Genomic DNA, 16520 nt, shown 5'->3' on the forward strand with positions numbered 1-16520 from the left:
GCCTTTATGTACGCCCGTAATAAGAAATTCGGCCTTATTTCGGCCAGGTACCCATAAGGACAGAAGAGCAGTTGGTCGGTGTGACCTTCGCCAGGCGGCTCGTCCTGCGCCTCCCGACCCTCACAGTGGGGTGGCCGAAGATCGCCCGACACCCTTCATGGACGCCCTCCACATCCCCGCATCCCGGACGACACTGGGTGTCCGGTCGCTCCTAGGGGGCAATATGGACAGACCTTTACTCAGATTTGGGATGGTCTGTATGGTGATCTAGTCAAGATCTATTCACCTGCATGAGGTTGAAGCATGAACCGCAAGAAGCTCGCACCCGTTCTCCTCAGCTCCGCCGCTGCGGCGGGCCTGCTGCTGACCCCGACCACGGCCGCCTCCGCACAGGCAGGCACCGCAAAGGCCGGCGCCGCTACGGCATCAGCCGGAGCCGCGGTCGAGCGCGACAGTGTCAGGTGCACCAAGCCCAGGGGCAAGTGGGCCAACTACTCCTGGGGCGAAGGCAATACGACTGCGACCATCTACTTCAACAACCACTGCAGCCACAGGGTCAGCGTCAAGATCATGTTCGTCCGGAAGGGCTCGGTCGGCGACAAGGCCTCCAAGTACCGCTGCATGACGGTCAACGCCAAGACCAAGGGCAAGAAGAAGTTCTACGCCGCCGTCTACAAGCCGTACTCCGTGACCCGGGTCAAGAGCTGCTGAGCTAGCTTCGCCGAGGGGCGAGATCCCTGCGCGGGAGTGCGGTGGTCTCGCCCCCACCGGAGGACGAGCAAACTAGAGAGCAGGGGGCTAAGGACGAGGGGCCGGTGAGGGTCGATGCCCGCGCGGAGGTGCGACGATCCCCGTGCGGCCGCAGTCGTCGCTGACCTGCACTATCGTGGTGCTGAGTCCGGCACACTCTTCCTGTGCCGGACTCAGCCCACAATCGCCGGCCTGACGCCGCTGATATCGATCACCGGGCGGACCGACAGGTCTTAACTGCTGGCCTTGGCCCAGATCGACGCGAAGACGCCACCCTCGGTGTCCAGGCTAGTCGGCACGTATCCCAGCACCTCCATCTTCGTGGCCTGGAGCTTGTAGGTCAGACGGGACAGGTTCAGGTACTCCTTCAGCCCGGTCGCGTTGCCCTTGCTCCACACGGTGGTGTAGAGCTTGCCGGGCTCGACGGCCATGGCAACGGGCTGCAGACCCTGCTTCGCCTTCGCCAGGAGCTCCTGCCCGCGCTGCTCCACGGTCTGGCCCAGGGTCACCTGGACACTGCCCGTGGCGGCGCCGGCGACCCAGACGGCCGCGTACAGCGGCCTCTCGGCCGTGCCGTACACGTCCAGCGAGCTGATGGCGTAGCCGGAGGCGCTCATCTCAGCGCTGACCTTGGCGAAGGCCTCCGCGGTCAGGCTCAGCTGGGACTTGACCTGCGCCGTGGTCTTCTCGAAGACCGCCGCGAAGACGGCTTCCGCGCCCACGCCAGTACCGGTGATCATGGCGGGCTGGAGGCCGGCCTTCACCTGGTCGCTGATGGTCTTCTGCAGGTTGGTGGCCGACAGACCCTGCAGGACGTTCACCTTGCGGGTGGTGTCCTTGATCCACACGGACGTGTACTGCGGGTTCGCCGCGTTCGACACGCTCAATGCCTCGGGAACGTAGCCCTTGCCCAGCAGCTGCTTGACACGCTGCGTCAGCTGGGTGCCGGTGAGCGCGTCGAGGCTGATGAGGTCCAGCGGCAGGTTCTGCACCGACTGGGAGGCAGTGGTCTTGGCGGGCTCGGCGGCCGCCGGAGAGGCGATGGCCAGCAGGGGAGCGGTGACCGCCGCCAGCGCCGTGGTAAGGGCGACCATCCTCTGTGTGCGCCTCATGATCCTCCTATAGGTATAGGTTGTCCCAATTTTTGGACAAGAAGGGACCATAACAGAGAATGAGGGCAAGTTGACCAACCGTCACCATGATCGAAACATTCCTGTGTCAGAAAACCTCAGGTATCGGGGCAAGACGGACACCATCAGAGGGGTGTTCATGTTTTGCCAGGTCACTGAACGCGGGAGTCGTCCGTAGCGGCTCAGCAGAGGGATGTCGCTCCGCTGTCACTCGCCGTTCATCCTGCTCGAATCCCTGGTCACCCGGACGTTTGCCACAGGTGATTAGTGTCGCCTCGTGCACGTTGAGACGTTGAGGCCTGTCAGGATGACCTGTGGAGTCGCCTCAGCCGTCGGCCGCCGGCTTGAGCAGGCCCGTCTCGTACGCCGCCGCCACCGCGGCCGCGGGCTCCTGCGGGGCCTGAGCGTCCGCGCCGTCTGAGATTCACGCGTGGATGCGGCCCGCGATATCCACATGGCGCTACGCCGGGTCCGAAGCGGATCGGCAGGGGATCGTAACCCGCCGGCTCCAGGGTTGAGGTCAACCGTTCGGTGTCCGCCGGTGTTCTCTCATCGCCGGATGTCTGCCCTGGAGTCCCATGATCGCGCTGCCTGTCGTGCTCGTCGCCGTGTACATGACCACCCTCGACTTCTTCATCGCCAACCTGGCCGTACCGTCGATCCGGACCGGTCTGGGCGCGGGCGACACCGCCGTGCAGTTCGTGATCGCCGGGTACGGGCTCGCCTACGCCGCCGGTCTGATCGTCTCCGGGCGGCTCGGCGACCTGTACGGCCGACGCCGCGTGTTCGCCGCCGGGCTGGCGCTGTTCACGGTGGCGTCGGCGGCCTGCGGGCTCTCCCCCGATGCGGGGTCGCTGGTGCTGGCCAGGGTCGCGCAGGGTGTCGCGGCAGCGCTGCTCGCGCCGCAGGCGCTCACGCTGCTCGGCGTGCTGTTCGAGGGCGCGGCCCGGGCCAGGGCGTTCGGCTGGTACGGCACCACCGTCGGCGTGGCCGGCGTGAGCGGTCAGGCGATCGGCGGGCTGCTGGTGGCGGCCGATCCCCTGGGGCTGGGCTGGCGGGCCTGTTTCCTGGTCAACGTGCCGATCGGGGTGGCGGCCCTGGCGTTGACCACCCGGGTGCTCCCCCGCACCCCGGGCTCCGGCGATCGGCGCGATCTCGACCTGGCCGGGGCGGCGCTGGTCGCGGCGGGGCTCGTGGCCGTGGTGCTGCCGCTGGTCGAGGGGCGGGAGCAGGGGTGGACGTGGTGGTGCCTCGTGGCCGCAGTGCCGCTTCTGGCCGGCTTCGTACGACGGCAACGGCGGCTGGCGGCCTCCGGACGGGCGCCGCTGCTCGACCTGGCGGTGTTCGCGGAGAAGGGGTTCGCGGGCGGGCTGGTGGCGGTGGCGTTGCTGTTCGGCACGTCGGCGGGGTTGTCGTTCGTGCTCGCCCTGTACCTGCAGGAAGGTCTCGGGCTGAGTCCGCTGGCGGCCGGTGCCGTGTGCACCGCGTTGAACGCCGGTTTCTTCCTCACGTCGCTCCGGGCCGGACGGGTGCCGCCGGCGGTGGCCGCGCTGATGGTGGTCGTGGGGCTGGGGCTGCTGGGATACCTCGTGGGAGGCGGGGCGGGGCCGTACCAGGTGGCGGGGGCGTTATTCATGATCGGGGGCGGGATGGGGCTGTCGATGTCGCCGCTGATCTCCTCCGTCCTGTCCCGGGTACGGCGAGAGCGCGCCGGCGCCGCGGCCGGGGTGCTCGGGACCGTGCAGGAGGCCGGGGGCGTGCTCGGCGGCACGGTGACCGGCGCGGCGTTCTTCGGCACGCTGGACGGCGGATGGGTGGCCGCGACTCTGGCGGGGCTGGCGGTGCTGGTGATGGGAGCCCTCGGCGTGCTGGCCCACTGTCTGATGCCGTCGAAGCCGGTGATTCACGTGAATCAGCACCAGTGATGCTCAGCCGTACCGGCCGCGTGACGGCGGGTGTACGGCGGCGGCGACGTCGTCGGCCAGCGGCGCGATGTCTTCCAGCCGCAGCGGCGAGACGGTGAGGCGGAGCGCGGGCGGCGTAGCGACCCGGTTGCGCGCGCCCGGCGCGGCGGCCCAGCCGCGGGCCAGCAGACCGGTGATCGCGGCGGCCTCGTCCGGGACGGGCACCCATACGTTGAGCCCGGTACGGCCGTGTGCGGCGACGCCACGCGCGGCCAGCGCCGCGACCAGCCCGTCGCGCCGCTCGGCGTACGAGGCCGCCACCGCGGCGGTGTCCACCGCCCTCGTGCGCCACAGGTAGGCCACGGCCCGCTGCAGCAGGTGGCTGACCCAGCCCGCGGCCAGCCGCTGCCGCCCCCGCAGCCGGTCCAGCGTGACCGGGTCGCCGGTGATCAGCGCGAGCCGCAGGTCGGGGCCGAACGCCTTGGCCGTGGAGCGGACGAGTATCCAGCGGGCCGTGACGCCGGCAAGAGGATGCAGGGGAACGTCCACGAAGCCGTCGCCGTGGTCGTCCTCGACGAGCAGCACCCCCGGGTGCGCGGCCAGCTCGGCCCGCAGGGCGGCGGCACGTGCCGCGGTGACGGCGGCGCCGGTCGGGTTCTGCGCGCGGGCCGTGATCACCGCGGCCCGCGCCCCGGCCCGCAGCGCCTTGCCGAGCTCCTCGGGCAGCGGGCCGTCGTCGTCGATCCGCATCGGCACGGGACGCAGACCGAGCGCGGCCACCAGGTCCAGCAGGGCCGACCAGCCGGGGTCCTCCACCGCGACCGCGTCGCCGGGACGCAGGTAGGTGTTCAGCACCCGTTCGACGGCGTCGAGGGTGCCCGAGCTGATCGCCAGCGGCGCGGCCGGCACGCCGTCTCCACGCAGGCGGGCCCCGGCCAGGGCGATGAGTTCCTCGTCGTCGCCCGTGCCGTACATGGCGGGCCGTTCCTGGTGCGCGCGGGCGGCGGCGGCGAGCGCCTCGTGCAGGGGCGGCAGCAGGGTGGGATCGGGGTTGCCCTTGGACAGGTCCCGGACGCCCGGCGGCACCTCGATGCGGATGTCCTCACGTGCCGTGCTGGCGGGCCTCGGCCTGATCCTGGTGCCCCGCCGCCCGGCGGTCTCCACGATCCCGCGCTCACGCAGCAGCCGATAGGCGGCCGCCGCCGTGTTGGGACTGACCTGGGCCAGCGTGGCCAGCTCGCGGACCGGGGGAAGCGGCGCGCCCGGCGCCAGCCGCCCATCCGACACGGCGGCCTCGACACCGGCCGCTATCTCGTTGGCCGTCCCACCGGTGACACGATATGTTTCTAGCACAAAATCTATTATGTACCAATACAAAGGGGTTACGGTGCTCATTCATCCATGGGACGCGGCCCGCGACGGAAACGAGTGGCGGAGCTGGCTGCGCACGCGCGACTTCGGGCAACTGGCGGCGAACGGCACCGACGGCGGCCCGCCGGTGGTGGTGCCGACGCACTTCCTGTTCGACGGCGACGGCGAGGTCATGCTCCATCTGGCCAGGCCCAACCCGATCTGGGTCGCGCTGGAGGCGAACCCGACGGTGCTGGTGAGCGTGCACGACGACTACGCCTACATCCCGTCGACGTGGCGCTCGGACTCCCCCGACAACGGCGTGCCGACCAGCTATTACGCCTCCGTTCAGCTCACGTGCACGGCGAAGATCGTGGACGACAAGGAGGAGAAGGCAGAGATCCTGCGCCGCCAGCTGGCCCATCACCAGCCGGACGGCGGGCATGGGGTGATGGCCGCCGAGGAGGGGCCGTACCGCAAGATGTTGTCGGCGATCCGCGGGCTGCGGCTGGAGGTCGTGGGAGTGCGGGCCAAGTTCAAGTACGACGACCATCGGCCGGTCGAGTTCCGCGAGCGGATCGCGGGAGAGCTGGCCGGGCGGAACCTGCCCGGGGATGCGGGGGCGCGGGAGCAGCAGCTCAGGCGGATGGGTTAATGGTCCTGGGCCCGCGCTTGATGTCCGATCGTCACTAGAGGCGGCGGCCGGCGAGCGGGGAAAGTAAGGCGCATGCTCGCAGACGAAGACGCGTACGCTGTGCTCAGGAGCCGGGACGGCCGCTTCGACGGCCGTTTCTTCGTCGCCGTCGTGACCACCGGCATCTACTGCCGCCCCAGTTGCCCGGCCGCCCTGCCCAAGCCGGAAAACGTGCGTTTCTACCCCTCCGCCGCGGCCGCCCACGACGCCGGCTTCCGCGCGTGCAGACGCTGCCGCCCCGACACCGTCCCCGGCTCCCCCGAATGGAACGTCCGCGCCGACGTCACCGGCCGCGCCATGCAGCTGATCGCCGACGGGCTCGTGGACCGGGAAGGCGTCACCGGACTCGCCGCCCGGCTCGGCTACAGCGAGCGCCAGCTCCGCCGTCAGCTCCTCGCCGACCTGGGGGCGGGCCCGCAGGCGCTCGCCAGAGCCCAACGCGCGGCCAACGCCAGAACGCTCCTGGAATCCACGAACCTGCCGGCGGGCGAGATCGCCTTCGCGGCGGGCTTCTCCACGATCCGCCAGTTCAACGACACGATCCGCAAGGTCTACGGCACCACTCCCACCGCGCTGCGCCCCTCCACCCGGCGGGCGCGCGGGACGCTCCACCTGCGCCTCGCCTACCGCCCGCCCCTGGACCTGGCCGGCCTGTTCCGGTACCTGGCCGACCGCGCGATCCCCGGTCTGGAGGAGGCCGGCGACGACTTCTACCGCCGAGCGCTCACCCTCCCGCACGGCCTCGGCATCGTCACGCTGCGGCCGGGCGAGGCATCCGTGTCCTGCGAGCTGCGCCTCGACGCCCTGCGCGACCTGCCTGCCGCGGTACGGCGCTGCCGCCGCCTCCTGGACCTGGATGCCGACCCCCGAGACATCAACGACCACCTCGGCGCCGACCCACTCCTGGCTCCCTTGATCGCGGCCGCACCGGGCAGGCGGGTGCCAGGCCACGTCGACGCGGCCGAGATGGCGGTTCGTGCGATCGTGAACGAGGAGACCAGCGAGGGCCGGGCCCTGCTCACCGACCTCGTCCAGCGCCACGGCACTCCCCTGCGCACCGATGCGGCCGTCCGCTCGGTCTTCCCGTCCATGGAGGTCCTGGCGAACGCCGCCGACGTGCCGCCCCCGGTCGCCGCCCTCGCCCGGGCGTTGACCGCCGGAGCCGTACACCTCGAGACCGGCCGCGACCAGGTCGAACGCGAGCTCCTCGCCCTGCCCGGCGTGACGGCGGACGCGGTGGGGCGGATCCGCCTGCGGGCCCTCGGCGACCCCGACGTGTTCCTGCCCGGAGACCCTGCCGTTCAGTACGGCCTGCGTCGCCTCGGACCGGAGGCAGAGCAGCACGTACAACGGTGGCGCCCGTGGCGTTCGTACGCGATGCAGCACCTACGCGACCGGGGCTGAAGACGTGTCGACCTATCTGCCGCTCCTCAGGAGCAGGCCGGATTTCCGCCGCCTGTGGTTGGGCGCGTCCGTCTCCGTGATGGGCGACAGCATGACCTACATCGCCCTGTCCTGGCTCGTGCTCGCCCAGCGGGACGGCACCGCGAAGCTCGGCGTGCTGGCCGTCTGTTACACCGCTCCCGTGCTGATCGGCGGCCTGGCGGCGGGCTTCGTGCTCGACCGCTTCGACAAGCGGACGGTCCTGATCGTCGACAACGTCCTGCGAGGCGCCGCGGTGGCGTCGATCCCGATCGCCGCGGCCGTCGGCGGCGTGCCCGAGTGGCTGCCGTTCCTAGTCGCGGCGGTGTACGGCCTCCTCAAGATGGTCCCCATGGCCGCCGTCCCCGCGACCATCCCCGACCTCGTGGCCGAGGGGCAGCGCGACGCCGCCAACGCCTTGGAGTCCGTGAGCTACTCCTTGTCGGGCATCATCGGCTTCACCCTGGCCGCACCCCTCCTCGCCGCGGTCGGCCCGGCCAACATGCTGGCCCTCGACGCCGCAACCTACGTCTGCTTCACCATCGCGCTGACCCGGATCCGTACTCCCCTGCGCCCTCGGGCGACCACGCCTTCCCCGAAGGCCCCCGTGTTCCGCGACAAGGTCCTCATCGCCACGACCTTCGCCTTCATGGCGTTCAACATCGCCGAAGGCGCGATGACCATGGTGGTGGCTCCCTGGCTGGCCAAGGAGCACCTGCCGGGCGACGGCGCCACCCTGTCCCTCCTGATGGCGGCCCTGTCGGCGGGGGAACTGCTGGGCGGCTTCGCGGCAGGCGCGTGGCGGCCCAGAATCGGCAGGCTGACCGCGATCGCCCTCGTCGAGCTGGTCGCGGCCGCCGGCATCCTCGCCCTCCTGGGCAGCCCCGACTTGATGATGGTGACCGCCGCCTTCCTGATCATGGGTACGTTCAGCGCCCCCATGACGGTGTGGGCCCAGTCGCTGCGCATGGAGCGTGTCCCCCCAGCGCAACGCGGCCGGGTCTTCAGCGTCTTCCGCACGATGATGCAGGCCACACTGCCCATCGGCGCCGCCATGGTCACCCCGCTGCTGGTGGCGGGCAACCTGCCGGCGGCCGTGATCCTGATGACGGCTCTGGCGGCCGTACCGGCCTTCGCCCTGCTGCTCCTGCGTGAGAACCCCACGGAATCCACACCTGTGGATAACCCCCGGCCTCTGTGGATAAAGCCGTCGCCCGTCACCTCGTCCACAACGCCGGCCGGGCACCCGGCTGGCGTTCCCGCACCTGGCATCACGAAGGCGTCCACGCAGCACAACCCCGGTCCCGCCGGGACTCACAACGCGACAGAGGCACCGCGGGAGAGGCCTCTCGGGGAGGCAGACCCGGCTTCCAGCTGAACGAGGCCGACTATGCACAACCTGTGGACGACCGGGGCGGCAGTCCCCCACCCCGGCCGCGATGCTCCTGGCCACCTCGGCCGGCGGGATGCCGGTCGTGTCGACGGCCTGGCCTTCGCGGCTAAGCCAGGAGAACGTCTCGCGGTAGGCCGGAAGGTGATCCATCCTCCACGCGAGATCGGGTGGTCCGCCATGATCCGGGTCGAGCAGCTGCGCGGCCGTTTCCACGACGAACCTGCGCCACGGCGGCCAGTGCTGGAAGTCTCCATGCCTCGGCAGGTCCGAGAAGGTCGTCAACATGTCGCCGACCTTCTCGGAGAGGCGGCACGACCTCACCGACGCGCAGTGCGCGGCGCTGCAGCCGCAGTTTCGACATCGCCGGCCCTCCCACCTGCCCGCGCTGCCGTCCGCAGGTCCGGCAGCATCTCATAACGGACGCCAGCGGTCACTATAGGCAGCCCCACTTGATCGTGGTGCTCAATCCCCAGTCCACTATTACCTGGGTGCACCAGTTGGTGCCCTGGGCCCTGAAGATGGTGTCGGTCCAGGCGGTGCATTTCTTCTCCATCTTGCAGTCCTTCCTGGCGCGGGACTTGATGGTGTCGCCCTTCCGCAGGTTGATGGAGATCTGCGGGCGCAGAGCGGACTCGCAGGTGACGACGCCCCGGCCGACGATCGTGCGCATGCCGACCGAGTGATTCTCCAATGTCTTCGCGCTCACCGTGCACCCGGCGGGGATCGGTGCGGCGACGGCCGCGTTCGCCATGGTCGTGGGCGCGACCACGAGCGCGGCGCTCAACGGCAGCACGCTCAGCCGGGTGAGAAGCCTGGAAGAGAACACTGTGACCCCCTAAAGCTCGAACTTCTTGGTGTAGGGCTTCGTGACCGTGTTGAGACTGCTATTGATCCACTGCGTCGTGACCTTCATCGTCCAGGTCTGGCGCCCCGACGGATTGTTCACCCTGATGTTGACCTCGCAGGTCCTGTCCTTGGGAACCCCCACGGGACTGGTCGGATCACTCGGACCGTCCTGGCAGATTTTCTTCTCGCCCACCTTGTTGCCGTTCCGATAGAGCGTCATCTGGAGCTTGACCCCGTAGACGTAGTTGCACGTCGCGCGGGCGTGGGCGTAAACCTTCAGAGGCGGCTGGCCGGGCGCGGCAGAACCGCCGCCCGCGAGGTAGGTCGAGCAGCTCGACGCGAGCGTCCCCGACGCGGGGGCGAGGAGCTGCTGCGGGCCGGCGGAGGCGGCTGCCGGGAGCGTCCCGGCCGCCATCGCCGCGATGGAGCCCGCCGCGAGCAGGCCGGCGATTCGGCTGCGGCTGCTGAGCATGGCGAAGATCCTCCAATCGAACGGGCAATTAACCCGCTTAATGATTTGGTTGTATATTTCGGGTTAAAGCGGACCGACGACCGATCGCATGACCGAGCATTGCGAATGGGTGTTAATGTCGGCGTATGACCTGGCGTATGAGCCACAAGGCCAGGGGGCGCCGGTCGGACGTGCCGCTGCGAGAGGTGTTTCACCATGGCCGGAATGGCCTTCAGCGTTCTCGGCCAAATGGAGGTCACAGCCCACGGGGACCCCATCGACATCGGCTCGCGCAAACAGCGGATGCTGCTCGGGTTGCTCCTCCGCTCGGCCAACCGGCCCGTTCCCTCGTCCCAGCTGATCGACGCGCTGTGGTGGGACGGCGAGACTCCGTCGTCGTCGGGGGCGAACCTTCGCGTGTACGTGCACAACCTCCGGCGCGCCTTCGAGGCCGGTAAACCGGATGAGCGGCTCACGTCGGGTCGCCACGGATACCTTCTCACCGTGCGCCCCGGCGAGCTGGACTCCGGCCGCTTCGAAGAGCTCGTAACGCAGGGCAGGAAGGCGGCCGAGGAGGGCGATCCCGAGCGGGCGAGCTCGCTGCTCGGCCAGGGGCTCGGCCTGTGGCGGGACGCCGCGTACGCCGGCCTGACCGACTGCCCGCCGCTTGCCGAGGAGGCGGCCAGGCTGGAGGAGCTGCGGCTGTCGGCGCTGCACGACCGGCTGGTCGTTGATCTCACACTCGGCAGGCACGCCGACGTCATCACCACGGCACGAGGGCTCGTGGCCGAGCACCCGATGCGCGAACGCTTCACCGAACAGCTCATGCTCGCGCTGTACCGTTCCGGCCGGCAGGCCGAGGCCCTGGAGGCGTACCAGCAGACCAGGCAGGCCCTCGTCGACGAACTCGGGATCGAGCCGGGGCCGGAGCTGCGCCGCGTGCATCAGGCGGTGCTTCGTGGAGCCCCCATACCCGTGCGGACCGAACAGCCCGCCGGACCGGCGGAACTGCCGGCCGACGTGGAAACGTTCACCGGCCGGTCGGCCGAGATCGTGCGGTTACGCGCCGCCCTGACGGCCGCCGACCGCCGTTCGGCGGCCGTGTGCGCCATCGCCGGGCCGGGCGGCATCGGCAAGTCCGCCCTCGCCGTCCACGTCGCCCACCAGGTGGCCGGCCAGTACGACGATGGCCAACTCTACATCGACCTGAACGGCTCCACCCCCGGAGTCAAAGCACTCGAACCCATCGAGGCGCTCAGCCGGATGCTGCGTTCACTCGGCGTCGAGGGCTCCGCCGTGCCAATCGGCACCGACGAGGCGGCGGCCCGGCTGCGCACGCTCACCCAGCACAAACGGATGCTGTTCGTCCTCGACAACGCCGCCGACGCCGCCCAGGTGCGGCCCCTGCTGCCCGCCAGACCGGGCTGCGGCGTCCTGGTCACCAGCAGGAAACTGCTGACCACCCTGGACGCCGCCGTGCACGAGCGGCTGGAGGTGCTGCCGGACGGCGACTCGCACGCGCTGCTGCGCCGCCTGCTCGGACCGGACCGCGTAGATGCCGAACCCGAAGCAGCGGCCGAGGTCGTACGCCGGTGCGGCCGGCTGCCGCTGGCGATCCGCATCGCCGCCGCCCGCCTGACCTCCCGTCCCGGGTGGGAGATCCGCACGCTGGCCGACCGGCTCGCCACCGAGCAGAACCGCCTGTCGGAACTGGAGGTGGACGACCGCGCAGTCCGCACGAGCTTCATGCCCAGCTACCGCGCCCTGGACTATCCAACGGCACGCATGTTCCGCCTGACCGGCGCACTGGACACCACCGACATCGGCGTACCGGCCGCCGCAGCCCTCGCCGGCCTGCCGGACCAGCAGGCCGAAACCCTCCTCGACCAACTCACCGACGCCCAGCTGATGGAGACCCGCGCCCCCGGGCGGTACGGCATGCACGACCTGCTCCGGCTGTTCGCCCGCGAACGCGTGAACGAGGAGGAGACCGAGCCGGAGGTCCGGCAGGCCGTGGAACGGGTGCTCCACTGGTACCTCTCCACCGCCCGCACCGCCACCCAGGTGATCGCCCAGAGGCAGAGCCTGTCGCTCGGGCCGGAACCGATGCTGCCCGGCCTGGCCATAGAGAGCGTGGACGACGCCTGCGCCTGGATCGACACCGAGGCGCGCAACCTGCCCGCGATCGTCGCCCGGGCCTCCTGCACCGGCCCCGAGCTAACGGTCGCACTGGCCGCCGCGTTGTACGCGCCCCTGGACGTGCGCGGTCGGTTTCGAGAGCAGGTCGTCATCGGCCAGTTGGCCGTCGAGGCGTGCGACGCCACCGGCGATCTTCGGTATCGAGCGGCGGCCCACGCCAACCTGGGCGGCGCGCACAACCGGGTCGGCAACCTGGAGGAGAGCATCTACCATGCGGAGATCGCGCTGGCGGCGTCCCGAAAGGTCGGGGATCAGCGGGGCGAGTCCAGCCAGCTCAACCTCCTCGCCCTCTCCCACCGTCTGGCGGGGAGGTTCGAGGAGGCCATCAGCCTGTTCCGTCAGGCCTTGAAGCTCGTCAGGCGGCAGGGCAACCGGCTCATCGAGGGGATAATGCTCACCAACCTCGGCACCACCTACCAGAAGGCCGATCGTCTCGGCGAGGCCTTCGAGGTGCACACGGAGTCCCTGGCCATCGCCGAAGAGGTGGGGAACGCGACCGGCATAGCAGTCGCCCTCGGCCATCTCGCCGACATCGATCGCCTGGCCGGCTCGCCCGCGGACGCCGTGAAGCGCTATCGCGCGGCTCTTGACGCCGACAGTGCGGCGGGCACGCTCGAAACCCCTCTCGAAGCCGAGCACTGGTGGGGGCTCGGGCAGGCGTACTGGGACCTGGGCGAGCGCGAGCAGGCCAGGGACGCCCAGGGGAAATGCGTCGCCATCCTCGACCGGCTCGACCTGATCAGCGGAAACGAGCGCCGGACCATCGAAACCAGCGACAACCCGGAACCCCCGGAGTCCATCCGCAGGACGATGTAGGTCTCAGCGATCGCGGCGTACGACCACAGAGCCCCGGCCGGGTCACGCCTGGATGGTCCGCTACCCGAAGAGCTCCACCACGAGATCACGGCAGACGCTTAGGCTTTCCTAGCGAATATGACAAGCAGTCCATGCCCTCGCGTACCCCAAGCGGCGCCGCCGCGATAGAACGGGTCTTCACGGCGTCATACGAGCAAGTATCCGGAGCCTCCCATGGACACCATCGAGACCCCGATCCTCATCCTTCTCCCGCTGCGTCCCGAGTACGCCGACGAGATGGCCGTCGTCCTGTCCGACCCCGAGCTCCACACGTTCACCGGCGGCGCCCCACTCACAGCCCCGGAGCTGCGCGCCCGCTACGAGCGCTTGGCCGCCGGACCTCCCGGCTGGTGCAACTGGGTGATCTGGTCCCGCGAGGAAGAGTCGCTCGTCGGATATGTGCAGGCCACGATCGACGAAGGCACCGCCGAAATCGCCTGGGTGATCGGCACGCCATGGCAGGGCCGCGGCCTGGCCACCGCGTCCGCCAAGGCCCTGGTCGAGTGGCTCATGAAGCAGGGGATCCGCACGATCATCGCGCACATCCACCCCGACCACGCGGCCTCGGCTGCCGTCGCCACCTCAGCAGGCCTGCGTCCTACTGAGCGATGGCACGACGGCGAGGTCCGATGGGAAAGGACTGTTTGAAGCCCAGAGACGCCGCGCCACTCGCCCGACGGTAGATCATCGTGGGGAATCCGCGACCAGAAGTGCTTCTGCGCCGATCGGGACGTACCCGGCAGCGAGAAACGCCCGGACGCTCGCCGCGTTGCCTGGGGCGATCTGAGCCCAGAGCGGATGCCCGGTGAGGTGCCTCGCCGCGCGGGCAAGGGCGCGGCCCAGACCGCGTCCCTGGCCGGCCGGGTCTACTTCGATCGCGACCTCCCACCGACCGGCGACGCCACGCCCGATGATCAGAACCCCTCCCGGGCAGGTCCAGACCCGCACGTCATCGCGATACCGGCGGGCACGCTGGACACGCGGATGGGCATCGTCCATGACCTCGACCAGATCGATCAGCGGCCGGTCGGCGCAGGGACCGGCCAGGGCCAGCATGTCGATGTTGTTGACCCTGCGCTCCATGCGCGCTTCCAGTTCCCTGAGGAACGGTGGGTTGAGCGGGGCCGAAAGGTCCCCGGCGGGAAGCCGGGATCTGATCCACGCCTGGTCGAGGTCGGCGAAGATGACGTGGTGAGCGGTGAAAGCGATCACTCCCGCGTCACGCCGGGAGGGCTGCGGAACGATGGTGGGGCCCGCCCCCTGCTGGGGCATTCGCCCGCTGGCCGCATCGGCGAGAATGTCGTGCAAACTGATCACCCACCGACGGTATGACAGGCAGCCGGCGCTGCACGCCGGTCGATCATCACGGCCGGGTCTAGTAGATGCGGTACTTGCGGCCGCAGTTGTCGAACTTGCCGGCCCAGCAGGTGAAGGTGTAGATCTTCTTGATCCCGTGGCCCTTCCAGCTGCCGGTGGCCTTGCCGTCCCAGGAGTGGTTGAAGCGGTGCCAGGAGCCGTTCTTGTAGTACTCGAACCACACCCAGCCCTTCTTTCCGCCGACCTTGTCGACGCCGTACCAGGTGGTGTGCACGGCGCCGCCGTGCTGGAACGTCTTGCCGAAGGTGTAGGCCTTGTGGTCGCTGGAGAAGAACTTGCCCCAGCTGACGGTGGTGGTGCCGCTCTGGGTCCCGGCCTGGGCGGCCGGGGCCAGCGCGAGGGCGGTGACGGCCATGGAGCCGGCGAGCGTGACGGCGGCGAGGGACTTACGCATGGTGGGTTCTCCCCGTTCGATGTGTGCCGGTCGGTCCGGCAGCAGGGACATTACGGAGATCCCGCGCGAGTCTCTGTGCAGGAGTCCACACATCGGGGGTGATCAGTCCCACACATCCGGGACGAGCCGTCAGACGAAGGGCCAGCCGGCCTCACCTCTTGGAGCGCGGTCAGCGGATCTTGGCGCCGTACACGTGCTCGACCCTCATCACCATCAGCACCCTACGGTCGGACACCATCACCGACCGGTACTCGTCCCAATCCGGGTGCTCCCCCGCGGCGATGCGGTAGTAGTGCACCAGTGCCTCGACCTCGGGACCGTAAGGATCGGTCCCCGGCCCGGTGAGTGTCGCCGTACCCTCGGCGGTGGCCCAGGCCCACCCGTCGGGGCTGGTGACCCTCCAGCGCAGCTCGCGGGTCCCGGCGCAGATTCGCCGTCTTGGCTGCTTCCCCATTCATCGACACGTAGATGACACCGGCGTCCTGGTCGTAGAAGGGCATGACGGGAGAAAGCTGCGGGCGGCCGTCCGACTTGATCGTGGCGAGGACACCGAGCCGGCTTTCCACGAGCAGCGTGTGTGGGTTGAACGGTGTGGCGATCACGAGCGCACCCCTGAAGGCTTGCGGAACAGCTCGATCATCGCCGCGTAGCCGTTCCCGCCATGCCCATCGGCTACCGCCCGGTCGGTCAGGGCCTTGACGAACCTCGGAAGCTCGGCATTGACACCGCCGCCGAGGTACGTCGTTCCCGCACCCAGGCTCCTACCGGTCGAAGGCCGGCTGCGACCCGCTGTAGACGATGACGGCGTCCGCCGTGCCGATGCCCTGAGGGACCGCCATGATCGCGCCGTCGAGGTAGGCGCCGCCCCGCCGCGCCGTCCACTCGGCGCGCTCACGAGCCACCTGCGACGTGCCCGAGGTCAGGTTCACCAGGACCCGACCGTCGAGGACCTCGCCCAGCGGATCGAGGAGCTCGTGCACGGCGTCGTAGTCCGAGACGCAGACGACCACGAGCGGGCTGGCCGAGACGGCCTCGCCGACCGACCCGGCGAGTCTCGCGCCCTGGGCGACAAGGCGTTCGGCCTTGGCTGCCGTGCGGTTCCGCACGGTCGTGGGGTGCCCTTCGCGCAGGAACGCTCCGGCCAGCGCCTGGCCCATCAGACCTAGGCCGATCACTGTCACGGGAGCGCTGCCGGCGTCGCGACTCTGCATCATGTGCCCCTCTGGTGGGTTGGTGGTCATGGCAGAATCGTCAACGTTCATACCGGTATGAAGGTCAAGGAGGAGTGAGCATGCTGATCGGGGAGCTCAGCCGGTTGACCGGAGTCCATGCGCATCAGCTGCGTTACTACGAGGCTCAGGGCCTGCTCGAGCCCGGGCGCGGCGCCAACGGCTACCGCGAATACAGCGACGATGCCGTCCTGACCGTGACTCAGATCAGGAAGCTCCTCGAAGCCGGACTGTCGACCCAGGAAATCGGGTTCATACTGCCCTGCGCCACCGGCGCGGCCCCCGAGCTGGAGCCCTGCCCCGAGCTCCTGGACACCCTGCGAGCACGCCTGCACGGCCTGGACGAGCACATCGACACGCTCATCCACTCCCGCCAGGCACTCCACGACTACATCGACGCCACCGAGCAGGGCGTGTCACGGCACTATCAGGGATGCGCCCCCACCACGCTGGAGTCGGCACCAGCGTGATCCCGCCCCGGGCGGAGAGTGTCGCAAGCCGCGTGACTGGGCGGACCCCAGGGGTG

The 16520-nt window shown here is 69.6% G+C and carries 16 protein-coding genes and 1 pseudogene; 8 read left to right on the top strand and 9 right to left on the bottom strand.

The features are described 5' to 3' along the window. The first annotated feature begins 303 nt into the window (after positions 1 to 303). Positions 304 to 711: a hypothetical protein gene (locus tag OHA25_RS06805; protein WP_327586735.1), complete on the top strand. Its 408-nt coding sequence runs from the start codon at positions 304 to 306 to the stop codon at positions 709 to 711. 272 nt (positions 712 to 983) lie between these two features. On the opposite strand, the gene OHA25_RS06810 is transcribed toward OHA25_RS06805, so the two are convergent. Next, complete coding sequence (locus OHA25_RS06810) at positions 984 to 1862, bottom strand: hypothetical protein (RefSeq protein WP_327586736.1); 879 nt, start codon at positions 1860 to 1862, stop codon at positions 984 to 986. Positions 1863 to 2458: 596 nt separating this feature from the next. Here OHA25_RS06810 and OHA25_RS06815 point away from each other — a divergent pair. After that, positions 2459 to 3805 (top strand): MFS transporter, encoded by a 1347-nt coding sequence (locus OHA25_RS06815; protein ID WP_327586737.1) that lies wholly within the window; start codon positions 2459 to 2461, stop codon positions 3803 to 3805. A gap of 3 nt (positions 3806 to 3808) precedes the next feature. On the opposite strand, the gene OHA25_RS06820 is transcribed toward OHA25_RS06815, so the two are convergent. Beyond that, entirely contained in the window at positions 3809 to 5137 is a 1329-nt protein-coding gene (locus OHA25_RS06820; RefSeq protein ID WP_327586738.1) for an aminotransferase class I/II-fold pyridoxal phosphate-dependent enzyme, read from the bottom strand. Positions 5138 to 5171: 34 nt separating this feature from the next. Here OHA25_RS06820 and OHA25_RS06825 point away from each other — a divergent pair, with 34 nt between their 5' ends. From OHA25_RS06825 to OHA25_RS06835, 3 genes are all read left to right on the top strand, one after another. Further along, positions 5172 to 5789, top strand: coding sequence for an FMN-binding negative transcriptional regulator (locus OHA25_RS06825; protein ID WP_327586739.1), 618 nt, complete (start codon positions 5172 to 5174; stop codon positions 5787 to 5789). A gap of 72 nt (positions 5790 to 5861) precedes the next feature. Continuing rightward, a complete protein-coding gene (locus OHA25_RS06830; protein WP_327586740.1) occupies positions 5862 to 7232 on the top strand; it encodes a DNA-3-methyladenine glycosylase 2 family protein in 1371 nt (456 codons plus the stop codon). A gap of 4 nt (positions 7233 to 7236) precedes the next feature. Continuing rightward, on the top strand, positions 7237 to 8628 hold the full coding sequence (locus OHA25_RS06835; RefSeq protein ID WP_327586741.1) for an MFS transporter: 1392 nt from the start codon (positions 7237 to 7239) through the stop codon (positions 8626 to 8628). 448 nt (positions 8629 to 9076) lie between these two features. Here the strand turns inward: OHA25_RS06835 and OHA25_RS06840 are convergent, their stop codons facing one another. Then, positions 9077 to 9469 carry a hypothetical protein gene (locus tag OHA25_RS06840; protein ID WP_327586742.1) on the bottom strand — a complete coding sequence of 131 codons (393 nt, stop codon included), beginning with the start codon at positions 9467 to 9469 and terminating at the stop codon, positions 9077 to 9079. Between the two features lie 9 nt (positions 9470 to 9478). After that, positions 9479 to 9961: a hypothetical protein gene (locus OHA25_RS06845; protein ID WP_327586743.1), complete on the bottom strand. Its 483-nt coding sequence runs from the start codon at positions 9959 to 9961 to the stop codon at positions 9479 to 9481. Positions 9962 to 10156: 195 nt separating this feature from the next. Here OHA25_RS06845 and OHA25_RS06850 point away from each other — a divergent pair, with 195 nt between their 5' ends. Next, positions 10157 to 12955: an AfsR/SARP family transcriptional regulator gene (locus OHA25_RS06850; protein ID WP_327586744.1), complete on the top strand. Its 2799-nt coding sequence runs from the start codon at positions 10157 to 10159 to the stop codon at positions 12953 to 12955. Between the two features lie 213 nt (positions 12956 to 13168). Then, positions 13169 to 13642 (top strand): GNAT family N-acetyltransferase, encoded by a 474-nt coding sequence (locus OHA25_RS06855; protein WP_327586745.1) that lies wholly within the window; start codon positions 13169 to 13171, stop codon positions 13640 to 13642. 36 nt (positions 13643 to 13678) lie between these two features. On the opposite strand, the gene OHA25_RS06860 is transcribed toward OHA25_RS06855, so the two are convergent. The 5 genes and pseudogenes from OHA25_RS06860 to OHA25_RS06880 form a co-directional block, all read right to left on the bottom strand. Then, positions 13679 to 14311: a GNAT family N-acetyltransferase gene (locus tag OHA25_RS06860; RefSeq protein ID WP_327586746.1), complete on the bottom strand. Its 633-nt coding sequence runs from the start codon at positions 14309 to 14311 to the stop codon at positions 13679 to 13681. Between the two features lie 58 nt (positions 14312 to 14369). Continuing rightward, the gene (locus OHA25_RS06865) at positions 14370 to 14765 is read right to left on the bottom strand and encodes a hypothetical protein (RefSeq protein WP_327586747.1); all 396 of its coding nucleotides are present in this window, start codon (positions 14763 to 14765) and stop codon (positions 14370 to 14372) included. Positions 14766 to 14934: 169 nt separating this feature from the next. Further along, positions 14935 to 15367 (bottom strand): annotated as a pseudogene (locus OHA25_RS06870) (PPOX class F420-dependent oxidoreductase). Continuing rightward, a complete protein-coding gene (locus OHA25_RS06875) occupies positions 15364 to 15522 on the bottom strand; it encodes an imine reductase family protein (protein WP_327590936.1) in 159 nt (52 codons plus the stop codon). Before OHA25_RS06875 ends, OHA25_RS06870 begins: the two are co-directional and overlap by 4 nt. Positions 15523 to 15526: 4 nt before the next feature. Then, positions 15527 to 16006, bottom strand: coding sequence for an NAD(P)-dependent oxidoreductase (locus tag OHA25_RS06880; RefSeq protein WP_327586748.1), 480 nt, complete (start codon positions 16004 to 16006; stop codon positions 15527 to 15529). A gap of 50 nt (positions 16007 to 16056) precedes the next feature. Between OHA25_RS06880 and OHA25_RS06885 the strand changes: the two genes are divergently transcribed. Further along, positions 16057 to 16464 (top strand): MerR family transcriptional regulator, encoded by a 408-nt coding sequence (locus OHA25_RS06885; RefSeq protein ID WP_327586749.1) that lies wholly within the window; start codon positions 16057 to 16059, stop codon positions 16462 to 16464. Positions 16465 to 16520 lie beyond the last annotated feature (56 nt).

Source organism: Nonomuraea sp. NBC_00507 (assembly GCF_036013525.1).
Lineage (GTDB): Bacteria > Actinomycetota > Actinomycetes > Streptosporangiales > Streptosporangiaceae > Nonomuraea.